Consider the following 25523-nt stretch of genomic DNA (forward strand, 5'->3'; position numbering starts at 1 on the left):
GGACAAAGGAATTTCCATGGGCACCACACCGAAGGCCTCCCAGCGAATGACCCCCGAACAGCGCCGGGTGGCGGGGGCCACCATGATCGGCACCACGGTCGAGTGGTACGACTATTTCATTTATGCCAACGCCGCCGCCCTGGTCCTGGCCCCGCTGTTCTTCTCGCAGCTGGAGGGAACGGTGGCCTCGATCGTCTCGTTCGCCACCGTGGGAATCAGCTTCCTCTTCCGCCCCTTCGGCGCGGTGGTGATGGGCCGGGTCGGGGACCGCTACGGGCGCCGGGTCGTACTGATCATCACCTTGATCCTGATGGGCGCGGGCACCACGCTGATCGGCGTGCTGCCCACCTACGCCACCATCGGGGTGTGGGCGCCGATCCTCCTGGTGTTCCTGCGCGTCGTCCAGGGCTTCTCCGCCGGCGGCGAGTGGGGCGGGGCGGCGCTGATGGCCGTCGAGCATGCCCCGGCCGATCGGCGCGGCAGGTTCGGGGCCTTCCCGCAGCTGGGCGTTCCGGCCGGAATGCTGCTGGCCGCCGGGGTCACGGCCATCTTCGCCGCGGCGCTGACGGAGGAGCAGTTCCTGGCCTGGGGCTGGCGGGTGCCCTTCTTGCTGAGCTTCGTGCTGATCCTGATCGGGCACTACATCCGCACCCGGGTCGAGGAGTCCCCGGTCTTCCACCAGATGGAGGCCACGAAGCAGACCGAGACCGCACCGCTGTCCACCCTCTTCCGGCAGCACCCGGGCAAGGTCGTCCAGGCCACGCTGGTCTTCATGGGCAACAACGCCGCCGGCTACATGCTCACCGGCGGCTTCATCCTCGGCTACGCCACCAAGCGCCTGGGGCTGGACGCCGGCACCATCCTGAACATCATCACCATCGGCTCGGTGGCCTGGCTGGTTTCCACCTGGGTCTCCGGGGTGGCCTCGGACCGCATCGGCCGGCGCAAGATGTACATCATCGGATGGGTGGCCATGCTCGCCTGGCTCTACCCGCTCTTCCTGCTCATCGACACCGGAGAGATCGCCATGGTCGCCTTGGCACTGATCGTCTTCGGCGCGGTGATGGGCCTGTCCTACGGACCGCTGCCGGCCCTTTACGCCGAGCTGTTCCCGGCCCGCATCCGGCTCAGCGGATCCTCCATCAGCTACGCCCTGGGCGCGGTGCTCGGCGGGGCCTTCGCCCCCACCATCGCCACCGCCCTCGTGGGATCGTTCAACACGACGGTGGCGGTGTCGACCTACCTGTTCCTGCTCGTCGCGGTTTCGCTGGTTGCCACGATCACGCTCAAGGACCAGACGGGCACCAACCTCTACCTCGGGGACGAGGACCTCAAGCCGCTGGAAACCGACGAAACGCCCGGACCCATGTACGACCCCTAGGCGTTTGACGCGCCAGCGACACCAGCGGACCCTCGAACCCCGCCCGGCGGCGTGGCTCCCGGCCGATTCCGTAGCCAACGCCGCGTTGCCCCCATCGGATCCCGTGCCGATTCGCAGAGGTCCTCAAGTGGGGCAACGCATCAAGCCCCGCGGCGGCTGTTAATGGGTCAACGCGAGATCTTGCCAGCCAATGGGCTGGAATTGTTTGATCGGCGCACCGGACGGTGCGGATTCCGACAATGCCGTCGAGAGGAACCGTTCCATGTCATCCGAGAAGCTGCTCCGGCTAGCCGGTTTGGCCGCGATCGCGGCAGGGATTCTTTCCATCATCGGGGATGTGCTGAGCCTGGGTGTCGACCTGGAGGCCGCCGACGCAGCCGGCGACGTCTCGCAAAGAATCGTGTTTGGCTTCTACCTGCTCGGCACCGTGTTGCTGCTCCTCGGGTTGACCGGGCTGTACGCCAGCCAGTCCCGGGCCGCGGGGATTCTTGGCTTTGCCGGATTCCTGCTCGCCTTCGCCGGGACCGCGCTGACGGTGGGGGCGATCTGGTTCGAGTTCTTCGTGGTCCCCGATTTGGCGGCCCAAGCCCCGGATGTGGCGACCGGAGAGCTGGGATTCACGGGATTCGCGCTTTCCTTCCTGATCGCCGCCGTCGGCTGGGTTCTCTTCGCCATCGCGACACTCCGTGCCGGCGTCTATCCGCGACTCGCCGCCGGGCTTCTCCTTGCGGGGGCACTGGTCTCTTTCGTCCCGCTCTTCGCCCAGGTGCCGGCAACGGGACTACTCCTCTCGGTTGCCATCGTCGTGCTCGGATTTTTCCTGTGGAGGCGCCACGGGGCCCCGGCCCGGATCGGTCAACGGCGCACCAAGTAGTGCAGGTGAAGCACCCGGTTGCCCTGAATCACGACGTCGGGATCCCCCAACAGGTGCTGTGCACGGACTGACCCGAAGTAGCGCTTGCCTGACCCGAACACGACGGGTACGACGTCCATGCGCACCTCGTCGACCAGGCCCGCGGCAAGCACCTGGCCACCGACGTCGCCAACGGAGACCTCGACGATGCGCTCACCCGCGAGCTCCTGAGCCTTGGCCACGGCTGCCTCGACGCCGTCGACGAAGTGAAATGGAGCCTCGGGGTCCCAGCCCTCCGGCTTGGGGCGGTGCGTCACGACGACCACGTGGTCTACCCCGCTTGGGGGCTTCCCGTCCCAGCCCTCGGTCATGTCGAAGACGTGGCGGCCCACAATTGTCGCCCCGATTTGGTCCCAGTACGGCCGGGTGTAGTCGTAGGACGCCTGCGACACCTTCAACGCCCCGCTCTCATCCAGCGGCACATCGCCGGCGGACAACCAGTCGAACAGCGGTCCGGGCTGGTCGTTCTCGTCCGCGACGAAGCCGTCCACCGACACCGATCCGTACATGACCACCTTGCCCACGGGACTCTCCTTTGCTTTGGGGGTGCCCAATATTAACCGGAGCGGACTCGCCTTGCAACAGGAAGGCACGGCAGGACTGTGGCAGTCGGCCAAGACCACTGAGTACCGACAGTTCAAGGCGATGATGATCTCCCTGGAACGGACCACGCAGGCGGCCTCGGGCACGCCGCAGGCCGATGCGGGGGCAGGCGGCCCCCGCGCAGGCGCGCTCTGCTCCTTCGATCTGGCGGACTCCGGCATGAGCTGCGCGCAGGCCGCGTCGTTTGTGCAGAAGCTCTCGGGCACCCGGCCAGGCGCCGGCGGCGTCGAGATCATGGGCCACGGCGCGTGCGAAATGCCGTATCCCGGTCTCTGCGGCAGGTGCATCATGGAAGACACCGGGGTCACCTTCCGCTACGAGTTGAAGCAGTAGCCCGGAACCCCCTGGCACCGCGCAAGCCACTGGTCGGAAGGGTGCCGGGAGGCCTGTTTACGGGACAGGTTCGGACCCGGACAGTCCAAGGCGAAGCCGCTCGGCTTAGCGCAGCCCTCGCGCGAGTGTAGATTCTAGGGATGGTTCACAGCACTTTCACTGATTTCGACTCCCCTCCCAACACCGACGGCAATGACGTGTTTCACGAGGCCCGCAGGCGCCGGACGTTTGCCATCATTGCGCACCCCGACGCCGGCAAGTCGACATTGACCGAGGCCTTGGCCCTGCATGCGCGGGTCATCACGAAGGCAGGTGTGACGCACGGTAAGCAGGGGCGCCAGGCGAGCATGTCCGACTGGGGCACCATGGAACGCGAACGCGGGATCTCCATCAGCTCCACTGCATTGCGGTTCGAACACGGCGATGTCATTTTCAATCTGCTCGACACCCCGGGGCACGCGGACTTCTCCGAGGACACCTACCGGGTGCTGACGGCCGTGGACTGCGCCATCATGCTTGTCGATTCCTCACGGGGAATGGAAACCCAGACCCTGAAGCTCTTTGCCGTCTGCAAGGAACTTGGGCTGCCGGTGGTCACCGTGTTCAACAAATGGGACCGTCCCGGACAGGAAACGTTGCAGCTGCTAGATGAGGTCCAGGATGCCACCGGCAGGATGCCGGTGCCCTTGAACTGGCCCGTGGGCATCGCAGGCGACTTCCGTGGCCTGTACAACCCGGAAAGCGGAACCTACACGCGCTTATCTCGCACCAATGCCGGCGCCAGCCTCGCACAGGCCGACGAACTGAGCCCCGAAGAGGCCGCCCTGGACGCCGGGGACTCGTGGGAAGCCGCCCGCGAAGACTGCGACATGGCCGTCGCCCTCAATGGCGGCTTTGACGGGGAAGATTTCTTGGCCGGTCGGGCCACTCCGGTGCTTTTCGCTGCTGCGGCGTCCAACTTCGGGGTCGCCCCGCTCTTGGATTTCCTGGTGAACCGGGCGCCCGCGCCTGGTCCGCGCGCGGATGAGGCCGGCACCTTACGTGCATTGGATTCGGATTTCTCCGGGTTCGTCTTCAAGATGCAGTCGGGCATGAACCCGAACCACCACGACAAGCTTGCCTTTGTCCGGGTGTGCTCCGGGACCTTCCGGCGGGGCATGGCACTACGGAACGATTCAACGGCAAAGCCCGTTTCCTCCAAGTACACCCACCACATGAGCGGCAGGGACCGCGATTCAGCGGATGAATCGTGGCCCGGTGACGTGGTGGGCTTCAGCAATGTCAGCGGTTTGCGGATCGGCGATACGGTGCATGCCGGCGAGGCTGTATCCTTTCCGCGACTGCCGCACTTCAACGCCGAACACTTCCGCATGGTGCGCAGCCTGGATGCCGGTCGAGCCAAGGCGTTCGCCCGTGGAATCTCCCACCTCGAAGAAGAAGGCACCATCCAGGTTCTCTACCGCAGCTCCGGGACGAGCCAGTCGCCGATCTTCGCGGCAGTCGGAGTCCTGCAGTTCGATGTGGCCCTGGATCGGTTGAAGCGCGAGTTCAACGCTCCGGCCGTCATCGAAGAGGCACTGCCCTATGAAATGGCCAGGGACCTCTACGGCCCGGATCCGGTACAGACCGCCAAGGCCGCCGCCGTCGAGGTCGTCTACCGGTCGAATGGGAATCCCGTGGGACTCTTCAGGAACCAGTGGAAGCTCGGTCGCACCATGGCCGATAGCCCCGAGCTCTTCGGCATCACCGGCGACGAAGCCAAATAACACGGGAACCTGCGGAGCCGGCTAGGCGTCGATCACCAGGTCGCCGGTCGGCGTGGAGCAGCAGATCAGGATCTTGCCCGCGGCGATCTCCCCGGGCCTAATCCCTCCGGCGTGGTTCATCTCCCGTGCCCCCGAGCAGGGAGAACTTGCAGGCGCCGCGCATCCCCGGCGTGCACGAGGAAGGCACGGGAGCCCCCGCGGCCAGCACGGCGTCGAGGATGAACTCGTCCGCCGCGCAGTCGATGGTGCGCCGGCATTACCCGGGCGCCGGCATCCAGCAGCGCCCGGGTAATGGACACCAGCGGGGCGAAGCCGCCCAGCGGACCGTGGGCGACGGTCACTGTGCCGGGGGCCAGCGCGTCGGGCAGCCAAGTAGAGGCGGGTCCCCCGGGCACGGCCTTGACCGTAATCTCCAGTCGCGTCCTGCGGGATGCGTTAATCCGCCGCGTGGTCGTGGTGCATGTGGGCCCGTTCCCCGCCGTGGTCGAAGATCGTCAGGATCTCCACCGGACCCTCGTGCGCCCCGATGTGGTGTGGGACCATGGTGGAAAATTCGGCGGCCTGCCCCTCGGAAACCAGGATGGTGCGCTCCCCCAGCACCAGGGACGCCGTCCCGGAAAGCACGGTGAACCACTCGCGGCCCGGATGCACGCTCAGGCCGATGTCATTCGTGGTCCGCTCGTGGGTGATGCGCATCTTCGCCACAGTGGTTCCATTGACGGAGTGCTCGCGCGAGAGCAGCCAGGTGGTGAGTCCGGGCTGGTGCTCGGGTTCGGGTCGGATCACCACGTCCTCGTCGCTGGTCGGCTCCACCAGCTGGTCGAGGGTGGTGCCCAGCGCCTTGGCCAGGGGAACGAGTTGGTCCAGGGCGATCCTCCGGTGGCCGGTCTCAATCCGGCTAAGCGTGGAGGGGCTCAGGAAGCAGCGGGCCGCCAGTGAATCCAGCGACCAGCCCTTGGCCAGCCGCAGGCCCTTGAGGCGCTGGCGGATCACAGTGTCCATGGAAAAATCTTCTTGCGTCATACGCAAGAGTGTATGCTAATCACGCATCCACTGGTTAGGCTGGACCCATGACGACACAGCATTCCCCGGAACACGGCCACCACCATCACGGCGGGAACAACGCCAATCACCACGGGCACCAGCACTCGAACGAGCAGGGCATCGCGGAAATGCTCGACCTGGATGCCCAGTTGATGAAGGACCACCTCCAGGAGATCTTCGCCTGGACCTCCGGGCACCAGCCAGACCCGCGCACCATCCTGGACCTGGGCGCCGGCACGGGCACCGGAACGCTCGGACTGGCCCGGACTTTCCCCGAGGCCGCGGTCGTGGCCCTGGACCAGTCGGAGTTCATGCTCGGGCGCCTGTCGAAGAAGGCGAGGGACCATGGGTTCGAGGAGCGGCTCACGACACTGCAGGTGGACCTGGACACGTCGTGGCCGAATTTGAGGGACATTGACCTGGTGTGGGCAGCATCCTCCATGCACCACATGAGCGATCCTGCCAACGTATACGAGCAGATCGCCGGCACGCTGTCCTCCGACGGGCTGCTGGTGGTCGTGGAAATGGATTCGTTCCCCCGCTACCTGCCCCGGGACCTGGGCTTCGGCGACCCGGGCCTGGAGGAACGCTGCCACGCCGCAGCAGGCAGCGCCAACTGGAACGCCCACCCGGACTGGGCCGGCCCGATCAAGGACGCGGGGATGGAGGTCATCGACCAGCGAACCTTTGTTTACGCGATCGACCAGGACCAGGAGCTGGTGGCACGCGCCGCCCACCGGTGGCTGTCCCGAATGCGCGATTCCCTGACGGACACGCTGCCGGCGGCGGACCTCCAAGCCCTGGAAGCGCTGCTGGATGCCAAGGACTCGCGCTCGGTGCTCACACGCACCGACCTGTCGATGCGCGGCAGCCGCACGGTGTGGGCGGCACGTCTCCCCCGGTAGGAACAACCCGCAGGGCACCTGCGCCAGTTATTCACCGGCGGTCCGACCTGTTCGGGTCGGATTGTTGGGGACCGTCAGGACCGGAAGTCGACGTCCTGCGCGGCGGTGACCGCCGCGGTGCGCTCCGGCGCCCCCTGGAATTGCCAGTAGAGGTTGATATGGGAGATGGCGACCTCCGGGGGCGGGGCGCCCCACTGGGTCATGTCACTGGTGGTGTGCGCGTCGGACACCAGCGTCACGTCGTAGCCGCGGGTGAAGGCGCCATGGACGGTCGAGCGGATGCAGGCATCGGACTCGGCGCCGGAGACCACCAGCCGGCCGACGCCGGCGGCGGAAAGCACGTCCTCGAGATCGGTGGCCTCAAAGGAGTCCCCATAGATCTTGTGGATCACCGGCTCGTCGGCGGCCGGCGAGAGTTCAGGAACGATCTGCCAGGCGTCGCTGCCCTTCTCCATTTCCTCGTCCGAATGCTGCACCCACACCACCGGCGCCCCGGCCGCACGGGCACGCTTCACGAGGCCACTAATGTTGCCAATGGTTTCGTCTCGCCGATAGGCGTTCGCCACGACGTCCCGCTGCACATCGATCACGATGAGAGCGGAGCGGGTTCGATCGGAAAATGTGCTCATGAGAAATCCTTCGCGGGCGTCATGGAGTTTATCCACGAACCAACCTACGCCGCGATCCAGACATTTGTGAATGGCGCGAGTGAATATTCGAACAATTCTTGGCTCAGGTCCATGGCATGGTTACGGCAACTTCGGATTCGTCGTTCCTTCAATCCGGCTACGTGCCCCGATACCTCGAGGAATCAATTCTGCAGGATGCGCAATCACTGGTCGCCTCCGCGCCGACCCGGCAGAGTGGAGACATGACCAATGAACCCTTGAACGCCCTGATCCTCATTTGCACGCTTTCCCCATCCCCCAAGGCATCCAGCAGCGACATGTTGGCGCGACAGATTGCTGCCGAGTTCGCCAAGCACAAGGTGGAGAGCGAACTGGTACGCATTGTCGACCACAACGTGATGCCCGGCGTCCTGAAGGACATGGGCGCTGGCGATGACTGGCCTGATCTCAGAAAAAAGCTCCTGGAAGCGCAGATCCTGGTGCTCGCCACCCCGATCTGGGTGGGGCATCCCTCGAGCCTGGCCCAACGGGTTTTGGAACGTCTTGATGCCGAGCTATCCGAAACCGACGACCAAGGTCGTCCCATCCTGTTCGACAAGGTGGCCATGGTTGGAGTGGTCGGCAACGAGGATGGGGCACACCATGTCATTGCCGACCTGTCCCAAGGTCTGGCCGAAGTTGGCTACACCATCCCGGCCCAAGGATCAACATATTGGGTGGGCGAAGCCATGCACACCACCGATTACCAGGATCTGGAACAAACGCCCGAGGTGACCGCCAACGCCACTCGGATCTCGGTCCGGAACACCGTGCATCTGGCAGCAGCGCTGAGGGACGGGCCCTATCCTGCGGCCTAGGTCGTGCCCGTTTGTCCGTACTAAAGTCCCCTGCCACTAGGCGAGACGATGATCTTCACCGCCGTCTCATTGTGATTGATCAAAGTGTCGAAGCCCTTGTCGATCAGGTCCTCCAGGGCGATGCGCCCGGTGATGAACGGCTTGAGGTCAATCTTTCCGCTGCCGACCAGCTCGATGACCTCGGCGTGGTCGCGCACGTAGGCGATAGTGCCGCGCACATCGATTTCCTTGAGTACGATTTTTTGCATGTCCACGGTGGCCGGGCGACCCCAGATGGAGACATTGACCAATACGCCGGTGGGCTTCAGCGCATCCAGCAGGGTGTCGAGCACCGCGTTGACCCCGGCGCATTCGAAGGCCACGTCGACACCGATTCCGTTGGTGATTTTCAAGACCCGCGACTTGACGTCCTCGGCGCTGGGATCGAGCACGTGGTCGGCGACCCCGCTTTCGCGCGCCTTGTCCTTGCGGGCAGCCGAAAGCTCGCTGACGATCGTGGTGACTCCCATTCCCTTGAGCACCGCGGCAGTCAGCAGGCCGATGGGTCCGGCGCCACCCACGAGGGCTACCTGCCCCGGCATCACGCCGCTGCGCACTACCGCATGATGCCCCACCGACAAGGGTTCGATCAGCGCGGCCTCGTCCAGCGGGATGTTCCCGATGGGATGGACCCAGCGCGCGTCGACGACGATCTTCTCCCCGAGTCCCCCGCCTCCGCCGGCAAGCCCGATGAAGCCCATCTTGACGCAAAGGTGGTAGTTCCCGTCCTGGCTGGAGGCACACTGTCCGCAGACAAAGTAGGGCTCGACCACGACGTTCTGTCCGACTGACAGATCCATGACGCCCTCGCCAACCGCCGTGATGGTTCCGGAGAATTCGTGGCCGAGGGTCACCGGGGCCTCTTCGTGGGACAGCGGGTGCGGGTGCCCGGGCCCCGGGGTGAAGATCGGGCCCTCCAGGTACTCGTGCAGGTCGGTGCCGCAGATGCCGCACCACGCGACATCGATGGTCACCGCCCCGGGGCGCAGCGCGGGCTCGGGAATCTCTTCAATGCGGATGTCCTTTTGGGCGTAAAAACGAGCAGCCTTCACGGCAAGTCCTTTCTCGAAAGATCGGACGCGGCGACTCGCGCCCTCGCGATTCCCGACAACAATCTTGCGCACCGGCCGCCGGGCAACGCTCATGATCGACGTTACCGCTGTGCCCTCGACACTGGCTAGGGGCAATGCACAACGTTTCGGGAATACGGCCGGGACCAGATAAAACTCTCCACTTGTTGCCTGGTTCGAGGGTGGGCAGCGGGAAAACTGCCCCCTGCGATGAATAGGACAATATCCCTACGGGCGACTCTTGACCGCCCCATCCGCATGCCCCGGATTCGGCAGCACCACGGGGCCCGCACTGGGAACCGGCGAAAATGCCGTGATGGGCTTAGGACGCGGCGCTGGAGTTGGACGGATCGAGCGCCGCAGCCAGTTCGTGACCCGTGACGACTTCCGGCCGGTAGGGTTCGATGGCCCCCGCCTCGATGAGGCCGATGGCACCGCGGGCGAATTCCGCCGGATTCCGGATGTCCAATTGGTTCAATGCGGTGGGCGAGTAGTTCCACCAACTGCTGCGCAGCAGATCGTTGGTGGTTTCCTCATCGAAGCGCGGCCTGATGGTCTTGGCGGGTACGCCGCCGACCACGGTATATGGAGGCACGTCGCGGGTGACGATCGAGTTGGATGCCACCACCGCCCCGTCGCCAATCGTCACGCCGTGGCCCAGGGTGACGTCCTCGCCGATCCATACGTCGTTGCCGATGGTGACCGGATTCGGGGTGTAGTCGAACTTCCGGTAGGTGGGCCGCTCTCCCCTGTCCCGCTCGAAGGTCTCCATCATGAGCCGGCGGTTGTAAAAGACCGGGCTGGTGGAGGCCCATTCGTGCGGATGCCGTGCGCCCATGACCTTCACGCCCTTGGCAATGGAGGTGTAGCGCCCCACCTTGGCCGAAAGCGGAAGGCGGGAATGGGTGTATGAAAAGGATCCCAGGCTCACCAAGTGCCGGCCGCTACCTGCCCAATAGGTGGCGTAGGGCTCAAGGCGCACGTCGTCGCCGAACTTGATCTGGGTGTCATCCCCGTAGCTGGCTCCGGTGGCTTCTATCGACTTGGCGCCGGGACCCATGAAAAAGATCCGGTTCGCAACCAAGTGAGGGCGTAGTTCGCTCAAGCGTAAATGCATCGTTCAACCGTAGTCATCGAACCCGGTGGTTTCATCGGCACTTACTGGCAAAACCATGACCGGCAGTCACGGAAGAACGCCAAGGCAGAAAGCGGGCCGGGGATCCACGCGAAATCGTGAAGTCCCCGGCCCGCCGTCATGGTTGGCGAATGACATTAGCCGACCGCGACGCGCAGCTGGTTCCGCCACGGGTCTTCGAAGCGCAGCTCGGCACCGGTGTGGTGGCTGGAGATCCCGGCAACCTTGAGGCGTTCGGCAAGAGCGCCGACCTCGTCCTGGTTCGGGACGGTGATGACGACTTCACCCAGGCCCAAGGTGTCCTTGCGGGGACCGGCGCCGCGGGAGTTCCACACGTTCATGGCCATGTGGTGGTGGTAGCCGCCGGCGGAGACGAAGAGTGCCTGTCCGTGGAAGCTCGTGGTCTTGGCAAAGCCCAGGGTGTCCACATAGAACTTTTCCGCCGTGGCCACGTCGCCCACCTGCAGGTGCACATGGCCGATGCCGGCATTCGCGGCGGTCAATCCGCTCACGGCCGCCTCGTTAAGGTATTTGTTGAGGTAGTCATTGGGATCCAGGTAGATGGTGTCCATGGCGACGGTGTCGCCGTTCCAGGTCCAGGTGTCACGCGGTCGGTCCCAGTAGAGCTCGATGCCGTTGCCCTCGGGATCGTTGAAGTAGAAGGCCTCGGAGACCAGGTGGTCGGAGCTGCCGGTGAACAGCGATCCGTCGAACTGGGCAGCAGAGAGCACGGTGGCAGCCAGGTCCGACTGCGTGTCAAAGAGCAGCGCCGTGTGGAAGAGGCCCGCTTCACCACGGCCAGGAAGATTCAAGCCCGTGCCGTCTGCTAAGTGAACGAGCTCGAGACCACGACGGCCCAGGCCTGTCCCCGTCGGTCCCTCCGATAGAACTTCGAGGCCCAGGGCCTTCTGGTAGTACGCGCTCATCTTCTTCATGTCCCCGACCTTGAGCATGACGGTGCCCATGGCCAGATCGGCGGACAATTGATCTTGGGTGATGGTGCTCATCTTGACAGCTCCTGATGCGTGATCGTGGGATGTTCTTGCTTCAAGTATGACACGATTTACTTGAAGCTACAATCATTGATCTTGTTCCGTAGATCACCACACGCCACAGTGTCGGCTTTGCCAAAGGCACCGCGGGTTACAGGTGCATCACCGCCTGCTCATGGGATGCCTGAGTCGCAGCAGGAGTCCGTGCTGGGTTCAGCGCTTCACCAACCTGCTCGTCAAAGGATCGCGCGGCGGAGGGCGCTTCGTGGCGCGGGACCAGGCGGCGGCGGTGCACTTCGTGGCGCGGGACCAGGCGGCGGCGGTGCACAAGATTCTTAGGGCCAGCGCAACGTGCACCGTTCGTTTCGAGATGTTCGCCTCGCCCGCCCCGCCTGGCGGCAGGTCTAATCCAGGAGTCCAACGGCAAGTCGGGCCTGTCCCGTCACGGTCGCTCGGCAGGGTCCATCGCCTCATATGCCTGAAAGGCCAGCCACAATTGGGCTACCGCGGAGGATTCAGCCAGATCCAGCCCGGTGAGTTCGCGAATCCTGCGGATGCGATAGATGATGGTTTGCCGATGGACAAAAAGCAACGTGGCAACTTTTTGAGCCGATCGCTGGTTTTCCAGATAGCTCCGGAGAGTGTCCATGAATTCGGTTTGGTTAACCCGATCGTGCTCAATCACCGGTCCGAGCAGTCTCTGCACCAGTGCCGCGCCGTCACGGTGCCCGCGCATCCCGAACCAGTCTCCCTCCTCCGCATACCCGACCAACCGCATGCCCTGGGCCGCGGCCTGGCCCAACGCCCACAAGGATTCGCGTAGACCACGTTGAATTTCATCGACTCCGACCGGAGTGCTCAGGCCAATGGGCAGCCTGGCCTCCAAGACGTGTTGCAGCAGATCCTCGGGGCAATCTTCGGAGACGAGCAAATGCAGTTTTCCCTCAACCGCCAGACAAATGCTGTTCACTCCATGGCGCCACAAAGCGCGGTGGACCTGCGGCAGGCCCGTTTCGGATCGGGCCGGCACGGCAACCAGGCGTAAGTCGCCAGCCATTAGTCCGAACTCTTCGAGGCGGCGCGCGGCTTCAGCCACACCTATGCGTCCTTCGAATGATTGCAACAAGAATTCCCCTCCCGACTGGAAGCGGCTTTCCATGGACAATGCCGAGCGCGAAAGTCCCAATCCGAGCACGGTGGCCGAATGCAACAGGACGACCCCGTCCGGTTGCGTATTCCCCGCGGGCAACACGACCAGCAAGGCATGCGGATGGGTGGGAATATCCATGAGCATCATGGAGTCCCCGCCGTCGGAACTCCACAGAAAGTGGCGGGTCTCTGCCGTGGATTCGGAGCTGATTCGCCGCACACGCTCCAGCACATCATCGGGCAGGGCGGCATCCCCTGGTTGCCAGGTATGCAGGCAGCGATCATCCACCACATACAGCCGAGCGTCGATTTCCCTCCCGATCCCCTCGAGTAACTGGGACCAGGTTTCGCCGGGCGTCGTGGCCTTGCGCAACAAGTCGTAGATGCGAGCGGTTTGCTTGATCCGGCGTGATTCCTCGAGCAGGCTCGCCTCGGCAATGGACCGGGAGATCGCCATAAAAGGCAGAGGGTAGGGAACGGAGACCAATGGAAGGGGCAAGGAATCGCAGGCCTTGAGGAACTCGTCGGAGAAGTCCGGGGAATGCATCTTCTCTCCCACCGCCAGCGCCACAGCCCCTGCGTTCGCCAGCGCTTGGGCGAGGTGGACCTGCCCCGCGGGATCCGACGGGATCGAAAGGCCATTGGTCATCAAGAGCACCCCCGGTGACACCCATTCCCAGAGGTTGGGCAGGTCCGATGTGTGCGACCAGGTGATCGAATGCCCCAACCCTTGCGCCCCGGCCACCAACTGCAGACCCAATTGCGGTTCGTCCAGCAACTCCTTCACGCTCATGGCCATTGCGCATTCCCTTTTGTCGACGTCCGCGGCACCGCCGCCGTTCCGGCGGGATCCTCCCATCAAACGCGACCTGTCATACAAATGTCTAGTCGGTGCCAGCGATAGTTGACACATGTCGATTGTCGTCGTGACTCCGATCACGAATGATGGAACCACACCACTAGCCAGCCCGTAGTTCTCGGGCATACAGAGAGAAAAGAGCCCGCAATGAGCACCTCCGTTCGCCTCATTGACGATGCGCCACTGACGCGGTTCCATAAAAAGCTGACCGTGTTTTCCTCCGGCGGTCCCTTCATTGACGGCTACGCCCTGTCAATCATTGGAATCGCCCTGATCACCATGACCCCGGCGCTTGACCTGGGCCCCAAGGAAATCGGCATGGTCGGCGCAGCCAGCCTGGTCGGCATCTTCTTTGGCGGGGGTGTCTTTGGCTGGGTAACCGACAAGGTCGGTCGCCACACCATGTACATCCTGGACCTCATTGCCCTGGCGGTTTTCTCCATCCTCAGTGCCTTCTCCACAGATATCTGGCAGCTGGTTCTATGGCGCTTCCTCCTGGGCGTTGCCATCGGAGCCGACTACCCGATTGCAACCTCGCTCCTGGCTGAGTTCCTCCCACGCAAGCATCGCGGCCGGCTCCTGGGTGCCACGTTCGTGGTCTGGGCCATCGGCGCGGCGGCCGCATTCGCCGTCGGGTTCGCCATGCGCGGCGTGGGGCCGGACGCCTGGCGCTGGATGCTCGCCAGCCCGGCCATCTTCGCGATCATCACGCTGCTGTTCCGGTTGGGCACCCCCGAGTCCCCGCGCTGGCTGCTCTCCCGCGGCCGAGTCGACGAGGCACGCACCGTCATCAAGAAGGTCTACGGCAACGACTACGACGTCAATTCGCTCGGCGAGGACGAGGACACCGGCAAGCGCGCAGCCACGTTCACCGACATCTTCAACAAGAAGTTCTGGCGCCACACCCTCTTTGTCTCAATTTTCTGGACTGCCCAAGTCATCCCCCTCTTCGCGGTCTACACCTTCGCCCCGGAGCTGCTCGCCTCCTTCGGCCTGGACGGGGATGCCAACCTCTACGGCGGGTCGCTGCTGATTTCCCTGCTCTTTGTCGTCGGTGGCATCCCGGGCCTGTGGCTGGTCGAGCGCATCGGACGGCGCAAGCTGCTCCTATGGACCTTCGGCATCATTGTCCTGGCATTGGCAGCCCCAGCGTTCATCCCCGGTGTCGGTCCAAAGACCCTGTTCACGGCCCTGGCAATTTTTGCCCTGGCCTCGGGTGCTTCCAGCTTCCTCGAAGTTGTATACCCCAACGAGCTTTTCCCCACCGAGATCCGGGCCACCGCCGTCGGCTTCGGCACCGCGGTCAGCCGGGTGGGCTCGGCGGCAAGCACCTACCTCATGCCGGTTGCAATCATCAGCTTCGGTGCTTCCGGCGCCCTGTTGATTGGTGCCGGGATCTCCTTGGTGGGGCTCATCGCCACCTTCATCCTGGCCCCCGAAACGGCCAACCGTTCCCTTGCCGACATCTCGGGGGACGGCAACAAGAAACACACCAAGCCCCACGGCAAGACCACGGAAACGACAGTCAAAGGAACCCTCGTATGAGCAAGCACCAGCCCATCGGCCCCGTCGAGGCCACCAAGGTCCCCCGGTTCGCCGGGCTTGGAACCTTCGCCCGCCTTCCACAGATCGATGCGGTCCCCGACTACGACATCGCAGTGCTCGGCGTACCCTTCGATGGCGGTACCTCCTTTAGGCCGGGCGCCCGGTTCGGTCCGGCCGCGGTACGCGAGGCCTCCCGCCTGCTGCGCCCCGGCTACCACGTCGAGCTCGAAGTCACCCCGGTTGAGGCAGTCCAGGTCGTAGATGCCGGCGACGTGGCCTGCACGCCGTACGACATCGGCAAGGCCGTTGAGCAGATCGAGGAACAGGCCCTGCCGCTGCTCGCCAAGGACAAGCGCGTGATCGCCGTCGGCGGGGACCACACCATTGCCCTGCCGATGCTCAGGGCCGTGAACAAGGTCCACGGACCGGTGGCCCTGCTGCACTTCGATGCGCACCTGGACACCTGGGACACCTACTTCGACGAGCCGATCACCCACGGCACGATGTTCCGCCGGGCCTTCGAGGAAGGCCTGCTGATCGAGGACAAGTCGATGCACGTGGGCATCCGCGGCCCGGTCTACGACCAGGACGACTTCCTGCGCGACCACGAGTTCGGCTTCCAGATCATCCGCTCCACCGACATCGACGAGATCGGCGTGCCGGCGGCCATTGCGAAGGTGCGTGAACGCCTGGGCGACACCCCGGTGTACCTGTCGGTGGACATCGACGTGCTGGACCCGGCCTTCGCCCCGGGCACCGGCACCCCGGAAATGGGCGGCCTGCACTCCCGCGAGCTGCTGCGCCTGCTGCGCGGCCTGAACGGCATCAACATCGTCGGTGCCGACGTCGTCGAGGTCGCCCCGGCCTACGATCATGCCGACATCACTTCGCTCGCCGCGGCCACGGTAGTTTTTGACATGATGGGCCTGATGGTCAATTCGGGCCATCTGATCCGGGAACAGTCTGAACTGACTTCTCAGCCTGCCAGGGTCTAGGCCAGCACCCACGGTGCTTTTGGCCCGGCCAACGTCTGAGGCGTTGGCCGGGCCGGCGCTGTAGAGAGAACCAAACGTGCCGGAGCTGGCTGGCCCGCCCGAATGATGTTGCCAAAACACCCGCCGAAAGCAGAAAGGTTGCCTCCCACCATGCACAGAAGCACGGGAGGACGCACTCCATCGAGATCTATTTGATCTGGCCGGTCAGCGATAGCGTCACACCGCGAGAACCAGGGATGGTGCACTGCTGGGCCTGCTCCGTCGGCAGGCCATGTTGCCGACGAAACAGGCCCACTCAAATACCACGCAAGCGACATGCCTCAGTCGAAATGCGTGTGGGTCTCTTCCCTGCTAATGGACCGCACCAGGGTGTCCGCAATGTCACGCAGCTTGAGATTGCGCCCATTTGACGCCGACTTGAGAATTTCCACCGCGGTTTCCTGGCTGCATCGGTTTTGGGCCATGATGATACCAACGGCAAGGTCAATGATGGTTCGTGATTCCAGCGCCGACCGTAGATGGGCGGCAGTCTCAACGAGGCGCGCGAGGCGCAATCCGAGTCGCAAGACCTTGTTGACTTGCTCGGTGTACCTCTTGGCGGCCTCCACGGCCTCCGCATCGAACCTTTCAGGTGTCGCCGAGTACAGGTTCAACGCCGCTTTTGCGTCGTCCTCGAGATCGAAGGGCACGGCCAATACCGAGCAAATCCCATACTGGCGCACGGCCGCTGCGTATTCAGGCCACCGTAGTTCGGCATCGAGGTCCGGGATCTCGATCGTCAATTGGTCTCGGGCTGCGGTCATACACGGACCGTCGCCGAAACTGTATTGGATTTCGTCCATTTGCCGAGCGTGATCACTGCTGCTGGCAACGGTTGCGGCCTTCCGGTCTCGCAGAAGGGTGATTCCACACAAGACTTGGTCATCGTCGTTGGAGAGAATAAGTGCGGCATGGCTAGCGAGGCCATTGAGGAACTCTTCGATGTCTTTGCTCTCCAGAATCAAGCCTTGGAGATAGTCGCTGATGGACGATTCAGCTGCGTCGGGATGTGCGGTCGTGTTACTGGCCACGTTCAATTTGCCGTTTCCGTTGTGCCTGGGATCGAACGCGTCCATGCCCCATGGAAAAAACCGGGATTCCGGTACGTCTGGGGGCATTCGCTAGGGGTTGGATCCCGAAAGGCATGCCAACGGCTCTTTGCTTAACCGTAAGTACCAATCTTATGGCCTAAAGTGATCTCTCGCATGCCGTGCGTAGTCGTTACGGTGGTCACGTTTCGCATTCTTTCCCTGTCGTGACTCCGACAATCACGCGGGGACCTGGTCATGGAAGTCTCAGCCCGCCCCCCCCTGCATGTGCACCGCGGGCAATTCAAGATCCCGCCGGACCCTGGACCCGGCTCGACGAGACCGTGGGCGCGGTGGCCCATCGCCCTGGATGACAGACACGGGCACCGCGTCCGGCCATCGGACCCTGTGTCCGGGTTACAGTCCCAGGCGGCGGAGTAGTTGATGGACGATCAAAAGATGGACTGAACGAAACTTTGCCGTGTGTTGGTTCCAACGAATGTCAAAATCGTTGCTCCGTCCGAGGGGTCGTGTTTAACTTTTGGCAAGCAGGAAAATATCCACGGAAGACAATAGATTGCCGAGGTGTTCTATGCCCAGCCCCAAGGGATCCAACAGCCACAGCGGATCAGCAGCCGATACCGCAGCCAAGGGCAGGTCGGCTCCCGCTCCCGACGACAAACGGAAGCCGGAAAGTCCCACGGATTTGAATGGGACATCGTGGAAGTACATCTTCACCCGGTCCATCAGGGAATTCTCGCGTGAAAAATGCACTGACCTCGCCGCCGCCTTGACCTACTTTGCAATGCTTTCGCTATTCCCTGCCCTCCTTGCCTTGGTTTCGTTGCTCGGCGTCGTGGGACAAGCCGAAAGCACCACTCAGACGATGATGCAGGTGCTTGAAGGCATTGCGAGCCCCGAAGTCGCAAATACCTTGCGCCAGCCCATCGAACAGCTCGCCAGTACGCCATCGGCCGGACTGGCATTGATCGCCGGTCTCCTGGGTGCACTCTGGAGTGCTTCCGGCTACGTCGGAGCCTTCGGGCGGGCGATGAATCGTATTTACGACGTGGAAGAGGGACGCCCGTTCTATAAACTGAAACCGCTGTTGCTGTTGCTGACCCTCGTACTGCTCCTCATGACCGCCGGCATGGCGATACTGCTCGTCATTTCCGGACCGCTGGCCCAAACCATCGGCGACGCCGTCGGTTTAGGCGAAACCACGGTCAGTATCTGGAACATTGCCAAGTGGCCGGTGCTGGTGCTTTTCGCCATAGTCCTGATAGCGGTGCTCTATTACGGCACCCCCAACGTCAAGCAACCAAAGTTCCACTGGCTCAGTCCCGGCTCGGCCATTGCCTTGCTCATCCTGGCGATCGCGACCCTGGGCTTCTTCTTTTACGTCTCGAACTTCGGCAATTACAACAAGACCTACGGAACCATTGGCGGAGTCATCGTGATGCTGCTGTGGATCTGGATTGCCAATCTGTCGTTGCTCTTCGGCGCCATCTTCGACAGTGAAGCAGAACGGGCTCGCGAATTGCAAGGCGGCATAGAGGCCGAGGCATCACTTCAATTGCCGCCTCGCGACACCAAGGCCAGCGACAAGCTACGGAAACGCGAGGAAAAGGACATACAGGAGGGCAAGGATCTTCGTCTGGAAGCCACGGCACGCGACGAGGATCCTGACGCAAACGAACGAAGGAACACGTAGCCCGGTGGGCAAAGGAATGGGAAGGGGATCGCGGACAACACGTCCGGTTCCCCTTCCCCATTCCCCCGATCAGGGCTGCAACACGACCTTGATGCAGCCGTCCTGCTTCTTCTGGAATGTCTCATAGAGTTCAGGGCCACGGTCCAGGGGCACCGTGTGTGTCACCAGATCATCCAAACCTAAGGGGTCCGTTGTGTCCTCGGCCAAGGGAAGTAGCTCCTCGGTCCAATGCCGGACATTGCATTGCCCCTGACGCAACTGGATCTGCTTGTCGAACATCTCCAACATGGGCATGGGAGTAGCCGCCCCGGAATACACGCCACTGAGGGAAATCGTGCCGCCCCGGCGCACCGAGGCCACGGCCGCGTGAAGCACTGCGGTGCGATCAACCGAGACCTTTTCAAGGGCCAGCTTCGCAATCTTGTCCGGTAGCAGCCCGGTGGCCTGTTGCAACACCTGGGCTCCCGGGGAGTCGTGGGCTTCCATCCCCACCGCATCCAGCACTGCGTCCGGTCCCCGGCCCGTTGCATCCAATAGTTCCTTGGCAATGTGTTTGCCAAAGTCCATGGTCTCGATGCCGTGGCGTTCGGCCATGGCCCGGCGTTCGGGCACGGGGTCCACTCCAATCACCCTTTGGCCCAGGTGCGTGCCGATGCGTGCGGCAAGCTGGCCCACTGGTCCTAGCCCGAAGACCGCCAGGGTCCCCCCTTGCGGGACATCGGCGTAGGCCACGCCCTGCCAAGCGGTGGGCAGGATGTCGGAAAGGAAGAGGTAGCGGTGGTCGGGCAGTTCCTTTCCGACCACGATCGCGCCGTAATCGGCATGGGGAACACGTAGGTATTCCGCTTGTCCTCCGGGCACCCGGCCATAAAGTTCCGAGTAACCAAAGAATGCAGCCCCCTTGTTGTGGGACCGCACCTGGGTGACCTCGCACTGCGACTGCAGTCCGCGCTCACACATCCAGCAGCTGCCGCAGGAGATATTGAAGGGTATGACCACCCGGTCCCCGACCTTCACCCTGGAAACCGACGACCCGATTTCCTCGACAATGCCCATGGGTTCGTGACCCACAACATCGCCGGCGTGCATGTACGGTCCCAACAATTCGTAGAGGTGGAGGTCGGATCCGCAGATTGCGCTCGATGTTACTTTTATGATGATGTCCCCGGGCTCTTCAATGCACGGATCGGGCACCTCCGTGAACTCGATCTTTCGTTTTCCCTGCCAGGTCAATGCCTTCATGGTTTCCTCCCGAAGCGTGGTGGATTCAATTGGTGTGTGTTTGTGGCCGCAGCGGCTAGAGAGATCGCCCCGGGGTTCGGCGAAGCAGGCCGTCACAGCCCGATTCGATCGATGGGCGCGGGAACGAGGTGCACAGCAGTGTGCCGCGGGGCCGGGATCCCCCGGTCCCGCGGCACAACGCCTTGCGCTACTGGAATCCGCCGCTCGTGCGTGGCGGATCGGGGAAAGCTGCCCCGCCATCCGTGGTGGTGCGCGGTGTTGCGCCCGTCGTTCCGCCCGAGTCCGATACATTCGCCGCGGCTCCGCCGGCGTGGTCCTTCAGGTGGCTGGCTTCGTCGGCCGTCTCCGTCCGGAGTGTATCGGCCGATTCGCGAGCGGAGGACTTCAGGTTCTCCACGGCCTCGGTTGCCGGTTCCTTCATGTCCTCGGCGATGGTCTTGGCAGCCGCGGACAGTTCATCGGTCAATGGCTCCGCTTTCTCCTTTAGCGTATGAACCATCTCGCGTTCCTGGTCGCTACCCGGTATGAGGGAAGAGACGAGAAGTCCGGCACCAAAGGCGATGAGCCCCGCTGCCAGCGGGTTCCCACGGGTCTTGGAGACCATGGTGTCCGGGGCATTATGCAACATGCCGCTCGCATCTTCCCCCGCGGTTTCAACGCTGCCCATCACCGCGTCCTTGGCCCGACGTACCGAACCCTTAATCCGCTCGCTTTGCCGGTGGGCAATACTCGAGGGACTGACCTTGTCGGCAATGGCGTCCACGTCCTCACTGAGGTTTCCGCGGGTACGCTCAATGTCATCACGAATCTCTTCCGGCTCCCTGCTCATGGGGTTTCCTCCTTGGGGTTGAATGCTGGCGGGATGTCCTTGATGGTTTCGGCGGTCTGGGGAAGCCCCTTCACCTCTTTGAATTGCTTCTTGGCAACGCTTGCCATGACCGCGGCGACAATGGCCCATACCACCGCAACGATGACGGCGGACCAGCCGTAGCCGACCCAGTTCGCGATCCCGACCATGGCCGCTATGGACAGGAAAAGCAGGACGAAGTGACCTGCAACTCCTGCGCCTCCGTAGAGCCCCGCCCCCTTACTTGCAGATCGGGCCGAAGCCCGTAGTTCGGCCTTGGCAAGTTCGGTTTCCTGGCGTACCAGGTTCGAAACGTTCTGTGTCAGGTCACTAAAGAGGTCTCCCAACGACAGGTCCGCGGCAGCATTGGTGGTTTCCGCGTTCGGCGGAGCGCCGGCCTGATGGGCACCGGTATTTGTCGGGAATTCGCTCATGATCCGCTGAACCCCTGTTCGCTCCGTCGACCCGTGGGCGGGTAGTACTCCACCCCCGGGTCGATGCCTGTGCCGCCGATGGCACCTGAACCCATGGTTTGGTTAACCGTTGGCGGAAGAGGACTTACGTCCCGTGGTTCGCCCATTTCGGGAATTTGCGCCGTTGAGGCCCGGGACTTTTCGGAGGCATCTGGACCGCTTCCGGCGTTTCGGGTGATTCTGCCGGCGAGCAATCCTGCACCAAGTGCGATGCCCAAAAAGGCCCCGGGACGACGTCGGGCAAAGTCCTTGACTTCGTGGAGGATGTCGCCCGGCTCCTTGTTTCCAAGCCACTGCGCGGCGTCGCCGCTATAGCGGGCCGCTTGGGCCACGAGGTTTGATGCAGTGCCCGAGGCGTCCGAGGACTGCACCATGGAGCGAAGTTCATCGCTGATCTGGCGCAGGTTCGTGGAAACTTTTTCCTGCGCGACGGCGGTCTGGGCCTTCACGTCCGAGCCAAGTTCATCCAGCAGGTTGCTGGTCTGCTTTTTCGCGTCGTCGAGTACAGACTCCGCCTCTCGTTTGGCTGCCTGGCCTACGTGCTTGGCGGATTCCTTGCCGTCTTCGGCCAGTTCGCGAGCCTGTACCTTGGCTTCTTGGCTTTTCCCGGACGTGGAACCCGGCTGAGGAGCGCCCACCACAGGGGCGCCGGAGACTTTCGCGTCGCCGCCGGCGGTACTGGGTCCACCTAGATCGGGAGGCAGAAGTGGTTCCGGCGGCACAATGGGATCGCCCGTCTCGAACGGCTCGGAAACCGGGTCATTCCGATGCGCTTGGACGTTGTGTCCTCCCGTCTTCGGTGGGGGCACACGACCTGCGTTGCCCATGTTTCCCTCTGGCGGGTATGCGGCGTTGAAATCATTCTCACTCATTGGTTGACCTCCAATTGATCCACGCCCCGTGGGGCAGTATTCGTCGGATTTCGTGACCCGCAGCCTGTGTGGCGGGACACCGTGCGTGCATCGCACCGGGTCCTTGGCGCGTATGCGAATCAATGAACTTGACTTGTTCTCAGTATTTCGGCTTCCTGAATGTTCGCGCTTTGCTCAGGATCAAGAGAGGAAACTTTCCATGCCGAACCTAACCGCTGGATCCCCGCTGCTAAAGGATCCGCGATATCAATTAGCAAAACAAGAGAATCGCGCGGACACAACCTTTTTGACATCGACCCCATGAAAATTGTTGGGATCTCTGTCGCGGCGCTTCGGAGCGGCCGTCAGAAACAGCCTTGAGGACGGTCGTTGCCGTTGCTTTGAGGTTGAGTCGTCAATAACCGTAGAGGGTGTCTAGAGCGGAAACTGGCCTTCGACCGGACTCCAGGCCCAGCGTTGGCGTACACGTCGGCGGGTGGGAAACGTGGCGCCTTGAATCATCCATCGTCAATTGACGTACGGAGGACCGATCGCGACTACTTTTCATCGACTCAAGCGGAGCTCGCGTCTGCAATACAGGGAGGAGCCACGGAACCTCCGCAGTGCCGGAATACTGCAAGGACAGGCGACTGGGAGCGCATGATTTTCTGGCTGTGAATTTGGGCCCTGCGGGAATGATCCTATGGGAATGAGCAGGATTGATTGCCTCGCACTGGAGGTCCACGACATCGCCCGTGCCACGTCTACTATCACGTTGTCGGTCTGCTTCGGTTCAGGTCGATCGAATCCGTTTGAAGCTACTCCAATGAACGAAGATCCACATTCTCCGGCAACCCGTCAAAGGCTCGTGAATCGCAGCGGCCCACTCTCGCGCGGCATTTTCAACTAATGGGCGGCCGAGTGCGGGAAGTGCAGTTGCGTCCCCACCTAGTAGCGTGAGATGAATGCTGAGTTTCCGATGTCAATTGAACAATCGGAACAACGGGCTCTTGGAGTGCGCCTTGCCTCATGTCAATATGCTCGCGAAATAATCCCGCATGCCTCAACTAATTTGCTCGCCAAATAGGGCATCCCCGGACTGCGCGCGCATCTTGGCCCGGTTGATGAGATGGTTCTGGATGGCATTGATGCGGCGAGTGATGGCCGCCGGATTCAGGTCCCCGTGGATGCCCGCCAGGGCCTTGGCATGTTCCGGGTCCATGGCCTCCAGATCCATGATGCGCTGGTACGCGGTCCGCGGCCGGTCATAAGTCCGCTTCCTGCGACCCGAACGTGCGGTGCCGTAGCCGTTGGCCTTGACCATCGGCAGCAGGTGGTTCTTGCGCTGGTTCACCAGCGCCCAGAGCTCATTGAGCAGGGCCATCTCCTCCGGACCCTCGTAGCGGAACCTGAAGGCATGGCGACGGACCCAATCCCGATTTCGCTGCTCGACATGCGCATTGTCGTTATGCTTATACGCCCGCGCCCTAGTCAGATCAATGTTTCGTTCCTGCGCCCACTCGATGAGCTGGGTGTTGATGAATTCACCGCCATTGTCGAAATCCAGGGCCCGCATCGGGTAGGGCAGGGACCGGACCAGCAGGTCGACCCCGGCCACGACATGGCTGTGCGCACGGTTTTTCACACACGTGTTCACGGTCCACCCGGTGAACACATCTGTCAGGGTGATCGAATACAGGAACTCGCCCTTGAGGCTGTGTCCGCAGTGGGCGACGGTGTCGATCTCGAAGAACCCCGGTTCCTGCTCCATGGGCGTGCCCGACCACCGCACCGGGATCTCCGAACGCAGCATCGCCCCGGGCTTGGTCGAGGACAGTGCCGAGGGGTATCGAGCGGCGCGCAACGGCTTCAGATACCGATCCATCGTGGAGGCCGACATGGATAGCAGCTCGTCCCTGACCTCGTCGGTCAGCAGTCCCGCCACTGTCCCGAGTTCGTCGAAGCGTTCCAAACGCTCGAGCTCGTCGGCCATGATCGGAGCCAAGTATTTCCCGCAGGGCTCTCCGGAAAGCGTCCAGATTCGTTCCAGGAGCTTGAGGGCCGCCGGCCCGTACTTGCGGGGCCTGCGCCGCGGCAGGGGCTTCGGAATCCCGCGTGCGGGCTTACGCAGTTCCGTGGCCAGACGCCGGCGGGCGTTGGCCCTTGACCAGCCGGTCGATGCGCACAGGTAGTCGAGCATCACGCCCTTCTGTCCCTTGGTCCCTTTCGCATACTCGGCGGCGAAGCCGCTGACGAGCTCTCGCCGGGTGTGCATCGATATCCCCTGTTTCATCTCCCCAGCACAGCCTGCTGCCCGCCCTGGTGGCCAGAGTTTCGCGAGCATTCTTAAATGAGGCACGCACCTCATTTCGCGAGCATTACTAGTGAGTCAACGCGGAGTGTTGACGCTCAACCGAAAGACACTTACCCTAACCAAGCGACAGTGGTCGCCGTTCCGAAGAACAGCGACCACTGAAGGTGTTCTCGTCCTCTATTGGACACACGCTCGATACTTAACGATCCTCGTTGCCGAATTCGCCAAGTGTCTCGTCTTCACTGCTACCGGTACGGTCGCCGAGCTGCTCGGACTCGAGGGGTTCGCCGTCGCCGCCGCCGAACCCACCGGACTCCTGGCCGCCACCGGACTCCTGGCCACCGCCGAACCCACCGGACTCCTGGCCACCGCCATCGCCGCCACCGAACCCACCGGACTCCTGGCCACCGCCGAACCCACCGGACTCCTGGCCACCGCCGAACCCACCGGACTCCTGGCCACCGCCATCGCCGCCACCGAACCCACCGGACTCCTGGCCACCGCCGAATCCACCGGACTCCTGGCCACCGCCGAACCCACCGGACTCCTGGCCACCGCCGCCGAACCCACCGGACTCCTGGCCGCCGCCATCGCCGCCTAAATCACTGACCATTTCCGAGCCATCCGTGCTTTGTCCGTTGCCGAAGCTGCCAGCATCGGCCTCCCCGCCGATCAGATCTTGGTTCTCGTTTTCGTCTTGGTTTCCGAACTGTCCGGAGTTGTATTCATCTGCCATGATTCTTCTCCTTTTGTATCTTCGACCCCTATACGAGCGGGATGACGAGACCTAATGTAATAAA

General features: G+C 62.9%; 25 protein-coding genes. 10 read left to right on the plus strand and 15 right to left on the minus strand.

The window, feature by feature from the left end:
- The first annotated feature begins 16 nt into the window (after positions 1-16).
- Positions 17-1381, plus strand: a complete 1365-nt coding sequence (locus ABD687_RS03915; protein WP_310287041.1) for an MFS transporter — start codon at positions 17-19, stop codon at positions 1379-1381.
- Positions 1382-1643: 262 nt separating this feature from the next.
- Positions 1644-2255 (plus strand): hypothetical protein, encoded by a 612-nt coding sequence (locus ABD687_RS03920; protein ID WP_310287040.1) that lies wholly within the window; start codon positions 1644-1646, stop codon positions 2253-2255.
- On the opposite strand, the gene ABD687_RS03925 is transcribed toward ABD687_RS03920, so the two are convergent.
- Positions 2237-2818: a dihydrofolate reductase family protein gene (locus ABD687_RS03925; RefSeq protein WP_302265968.1), complete on the minus strand. Its 582-nt coding sequence runs from the start codon at positions 2816-2818 to the stop codon at positions 2237-2239. The genes ABD687_RS03920 and ABD687_RS03925 overlap by 19 nt on opposite strands.
- On the opposite strand from ABD687_RS03925, the gene ABD687_RS03930 reads away from it, so the two are divergent.
- Both ABD687_RS03930 and ABD687_RS03935 read left to right on the plus strand, forming a co-directional pair.
- Positions 2802-3230 carry a hypothetical protein gene (locus ABD687_RS03930; protein ID WP_264269726.1) on the plus strand — a complete coding sequence of 143 codons (429 nt, stop codon included), beginning with the start codon at positions 2802-2804 and terminating at the stop codon, positions 3228-3230. The two genes, ABD687_RS03925 and ABD687_RS03930, sit on opposite strands and share 17 nt — an antisense overlap.
- 140 nt (positions 3231-3370) lie before the next feature.
- Positions 3371-4996: a peptide chain release factor 3 gene (locus ABD687_RS03935; protein ID WP_302265967.1), complete on the plus strand. Its 1626-nt coding sequence runs from the start codon at positions 3371-3373 to the stop codon at positions 4994-4996.
- Between the two features lie 97 nt (positions 4997-5093).
- On the opposite strand, the gene ABD687_RS03940 is transcribed toward ABD687_RS03935, so the two are convergent.
- Together ABD687_RS03940 and ABD687_RS03945 are read right to left on the minus strand one after the other, a co-directional pair.
- Entirely contained in the window at positions 5094-5204 is a 111-nt protein-coding gene (locus tag ABD687_RS03940) for a hypothetical protein (protein WP_344760958.1), read from the minus strand.
- A gap of 227 nt (positions 5205-5431) precedes the next feature.
- The gene (locus tag ABD687_RS03945; protein WP_264269728.1) at positions 5432-5998 is read right to left on the minus strand and encodes a helix-turn-helix transcriptional regulator; all 567 of its coding nucleotides are present in this window, start codon (positions 5996-5998) and stop codon (positions 5432-5434) included.
- Positions 5999-6066: 68 nt separating this feature from the next.
- Between ABD687_RS03945 and ABD687_RS03950 the strand changes: the two genes are divergently transcribed.
- The gene (locus tag ABD687_RS03950) at positions 6067-6945 is read left to right on the plus strand and encodes a class I SAM-dependent methyltransferase (protein WP_310287035.1); all 879 of its coding nucleotides are present in this window, start codon (positions 6067-6069) and stop codon (positions 6943-6945) included.
- Positions 6946-7019: 74 nt separating this feature from the next.
- Here ABD687_RS03950 and ABD687_RS03955 read toward each other — a convergent pair whose 3' ends face one another.
- A complete protein-coding gene (locus ABD687_RS03955) occupies positions 7020-7574 on the minus strand; it encodes an isochorismatase family protein (RefSeq protein WP_264269730.1) in 555 nt (184 codons plus the stop codon).
- Between the two features lie 242 nt (positions 7575-7816).
- On the opposite strand from ABD687_RS03955, the gene ABD687_RS03960 reads away from it, so the two are divergent.
- Positions 7817-8431: a flavodoxin family protein gene (locus ABD687_RS03960; protein WP_310293312.1), complete on the plus strand. Its 615-nt coding sequence runs from the start codon at positions 7817-7819 to the stop codon at positions 8429-8431.
- Between the two features lie 20 nt (positions 8432-8451).
- Here the strand turns inward: ABD687_RS03960 and ABD687_RS03965 are convergent, their stop codons facing one another.
- From ABD687_RS03965 to ABD687_RS03980, 4 genes are all read right to left on the minus strand, one after another.
- Positions 8452-9522 carry a 2,3-butanediol dehydrogenase gene (locus ABD687_RS03965; protein ID WP_310287033.1) on the minus strand — a complete coding sequence of 357 codons (1071 nt, stop codon included), beginning with the start codon at positions 9520-9522 and terminating at the stop codon, positions 8452-8454.
- 340 nt (positions 9523-9862) lie between these two features.
- Positions 9863-10645: a CatB-related O-acetyltransferase gene (locus ABD687_RS03970; protein WP_310287031.1), complete on the minus strand. Its 783-nt coding sequence runs from the start codon at positions 10643-10645 to the stop codon at positions 9863-9865.
- Positions 10646-10812: 167 nt separating this feature from the next.
- Positions 10813-11682: a VOC family protein gene (locus ABD687_RS03975; RefSeq protein WP_302265963.1), complete on the minus strand. Its 870-nt coding sequence runs from the start codon at positions 11680-11682 to the stop codon at positions 10813-10815.
- A 427-nt stretch (positions 11683-12109) separates the two neighbouring features.
- Positions 12110-13615: a PucR family transcriptional regulator gene (locus tag ABD687_RS03980; RefSeq protein ID WP_310287026.1), complete on the minus strand. Its 1506-nt coding sequence runs from the start codon at positions 13613-13615 to the stop codon at positions 12110-12112.
- Positions 13616-13822: 207 nt separating this feature from the next.
- Between ABD687_RS03980 and ABD687_RS03985 the strand changes: the two genes are divergently transcribed.
- Together ABD687_RS03985 and speB are read left to right on the plus strand one after the other, a co-directional pair.
- Positions 13823-15220, plus strand: a complete 1398-nt coding sequence (locus tag ABD687_RS03985; protein WP_264269736.1) for an MFS transporter — start codon at positions 13823-13825, stop codon at positions 15218-15220.
- The gene (gene speB, locus ABD687_RS03990; protein ID WP_310287023.1) at positions 15217-16215 is read left to right on the plus strand and encodes an agmatinase; all 999 of its coding nucleotides are present in this window, start codon (positions 15217-15219) and stop codon (positions 16213-16215) included. The genes ABD687_RS03985 and speB overlap by 4 nt, the downstream gene beginning before the upstream one ends.
- A 320-nt stretch (positions 16216-16535) precedes the next feature.
- Here the strand turns inward: speB and ABD687_RS03995 are convergent, their stop codons facing one another.
- Both ABD687_RS03995 and ABD687_RS04000 read right to left on the minus strand, forming a co-directional pair.
- Entirely contained in the window at positions 16536-17330 is a 795-nt protein-coding gene (locus ABD687_RS03995; protein WP_310287020.1) for an ANTAR domain-containing protein, read from the minus strand.
- A gap of 486 nt (positions 17331-17816) precedes the next feature.
- A complete protein-coding gene (locus tag ABD687_RS04000) occupies positions 17817-18056 on the minus strand; it encodes a hypothetical protein (RefSeq protein WP_344760959.1) in 240 nt (79 codons plus the stop codon).
- A gap of 16 nt (positions 18057-18072) precedes the next feature.
- Between ABD687_RS04000 and ABD687_RS04005 the strand changes: the two genes are divergently transcribed.
- A complete protein-coding gene (locus ABD687_RS04005; protein WP_344760960.1) occupies positions 18073-18996 on the plus strand; it encodes a YihY/virulence factor BrkB family protein in 924 nt (307 codons plus the stop codon).
- Positions 18997-19065: 69 nt separating this feature from the next.
- Here the strand turns inward: ABD687_RS04005 and ABD687_RS04010 are convergent, their stop codons facing one another.
- The 5 genes from ABD687_RS04010 to ABD687_RS04030 all read right to left on the minus strand — a co-directional run bounded on the left by ABD687_RS04010 (position 19066) and on the right by ABD687_RS04030 (position 24684).
- Positions 19066-20238 carry a zinc-dependent alcohol dehydrogenase gene (locus tag ABD687_RS04010; protein ID WP_310287014.1) on the minus strand — a complete coding sequence of 391 codons (1173 nt, stop codon included), beginning with the start codon at positions 20236-20238 and terminating at the stop codon, positions 19066-19068.
- A gap of 187 nt (positions 20239-20425) precedes the next feature.
- On the minus strand, positions 20426-21067 hold the full coding sequence (locus ABD687_RS04015; RefSeq protein ID WP_264269741.1) for a DUF3618 domain-containing protein: 642 nt from the start codon (positions 21065-21067) through the stop codon (positions 20426-20428).
- On the minus strand, positions 21064-21519 hold the full coding sequence (locus ABD687_RS04020; RefSeq protein WP_264269742.1) for a phage holin family protein: 456 nt from the start codon (positions 21517-21519) through the stop codon (positions 21064-21066). The genes ABD687_RS04015 and ABD687_RS04020 overlap by 4 nt, the downstream gene beginning before the upstream one ends.
- Complete coding sequence (locus tag ABD687_RS04025; RefSeq protein WP_310287010.1) at positions 21516-22430, minus strand: hypothetical protein; 915 nt, start codon at positions 22428-22430, stop codon at positions 21516-21518. Before ABD687_RS04025 ends, ABD687_RS04020 begins: the two co-directional genes overlap by 4 nt.
- A gap of 1042 nt (positions 22431-23472) precedes the next feature.
- The gene (locus ABD687_RS04030; RefSeq protein WP_007273073.1) at positions 23473-24684 is read right to left on the minus strand and encodes an integrase catalytic domain-containing protein; all 1212 of its coding nucleotides are present in this window, start codon (positions 24682-24684) and stop codon (positions 23473-23475) included.
- A 109-nt stretch (positions 24685-24793) separates the two neighbouring features.
- On the opposite strand from ABD687_RS04030, the gene ABD687_RS04035 reads away from it, so the two are divergent.
- The gene (locus ABD687_RS04035; RefSeq protein ID WP_310287003.1) at positions 24794-25324 is read left to right on the plus strand and encodes a DUF1118 domain-containing protein; all 531 of its coding nucleotides are present in this window, start codon (positions 24794-24796) and stop codon (positions 25322-25324) included.
- Positions 25325-25523: the final 199 nt, after the last annotated feature.

The organism is Paeniglutamicibacter sulfureus (assembly GCF_039535115.1).
In the GTDB taxonomy this organism is placed as follows: domain Bacteria; phylum Actinomycetota; class Actinomycetes; order Actinomycetales; family Micrococcaceae; genus Paeniglutamicibacter; species Paeniglutamicibacter sulfureus.

Bases quoted from the DNA above. Each gene is read 5' to 3' on its own strand.
- ABD687_RS03915 (WP_310287041.1), top strand. From the start codon at position 17: ATGGGCACCACACCGAAGGCCTCCCAGCGAATGACCCCCGAACAGCGC.
- ABD687_RS03920 (WP_310287040.1), top strand. From the start codon at position 1,644: ATGTCATCCGAGAAGCTGCTCCGGCTAGCCGGTTTGGCCGCGATCGCG.
- ABD687_RS03930 (WP_264269726.1), top strand. From the start codon at position 2,802: ATGACCACCTTGCCCACGGGACTCTCCTTTGCTTTGGGGGTGCCCAAT.
- ABD687_RS03935 (WP_302265967.1), top strand. From the start codon at position 3,371: ATGGTTCACAGCACTTTCACTGATTTCGACTCCCCTCCCAACACCGAC.
- ABD687_RS03945 (WP_264269728.1), bottom strand. From the start codon at position 5,998: ATGGACACTGTGATCCGCCAGCGCCTCAAGGGCCTGCGGCTGGCCAAG.
- ABD687_RS03950 (WP_310287035.1), top strand. From the start codon at position 6,067: ATGACGACACAGCATTCCCCGGAACACGGCCACCACCATCACGGCGGG.
- ABD687_RS03955 (WP_264269730.1), bottom strand. From the start codon at position 7,574: ATGAGCACATTTTCCGATCGAACCCGCTCCGCTCTCATCGTGATCGAT.
- ABD687_RS03960 (WP_310293312.1), top strand. From the start codon at position 7,817: ATGACCAATGAACCCTTGAACGCCCTGATCCTCATTTGCACGCTTTCC.
- ABD687_RS03975 (WP_302265963.1), bottom strand. From the start codon at position 11,682: ATGAGCACCATCACCCAAGATCAATTGTCCGCCGATCTGGCCATGGGC.
- ABD687_RS03980 (WP_310287026.1), bottom strand. From the start codon at position 13,615: ATGGCCATGAGCGTGAAGGAGTTGCTGGACGAACCGCAATTGGGTCTG.
- ABD687_RS03985 (WP_264269736.1), top strand. From the start codon at position 13,823: ATGAGCACCTCCGTTCGCCTCATTGACGATGCGCCACTGACGCGGTTC.
- speB (WP_310287023.1), top strand. From the start codon at position 15,217: ATGAGCAAGCACCAGCCCATCGGCCCCGTCGAGGCCACCAAGGTCCCC.
- ABD687_RS03995 (WP_310287020.1), bottom strand. From the start codon at position 17,330: ATGGACGCGTTCGATCCCAGGCACAACGGAAACGGCAAATTGAACGTG.
- ABD687_RS04010 (WP_310287014.1), bottom strand. From the start codon at position 20,238: ATGAAGGCATTGACCTGGCAGGGAAAACGAAAGATCGAGTTCACGGAG.
- ABD687_RS04015 (WP_264269741.1), bottom strand. From the start codon at position 21,067: ATGAGCAGGGAGCCGGAAGAGATTCGTGATGACATTGAGCGTACCCGC.
- ABD687_RS04020 (WP_264269742.1), bottom strand. From the start codon at position 21,519: ATGAGCGAATTCCCGACAAATACCGGTGCCCATCAGGCCGGCGCTCCG.
- ABD687_RS04025 (WP_310287010.1), bottom strand. From the start codon at position 22,430: ATGAGTGAGAATGATTTCAACGCCGCATACCCGCCAGAGGGAAACATG.
- ABD687_RS04030 (WP_007273073.1), bottom strand. From the start codon at position 24,684: ATGCACACCCGGCGAGAGCTCGTCAGCGGCTTCGCCGCCGAGTATGCG.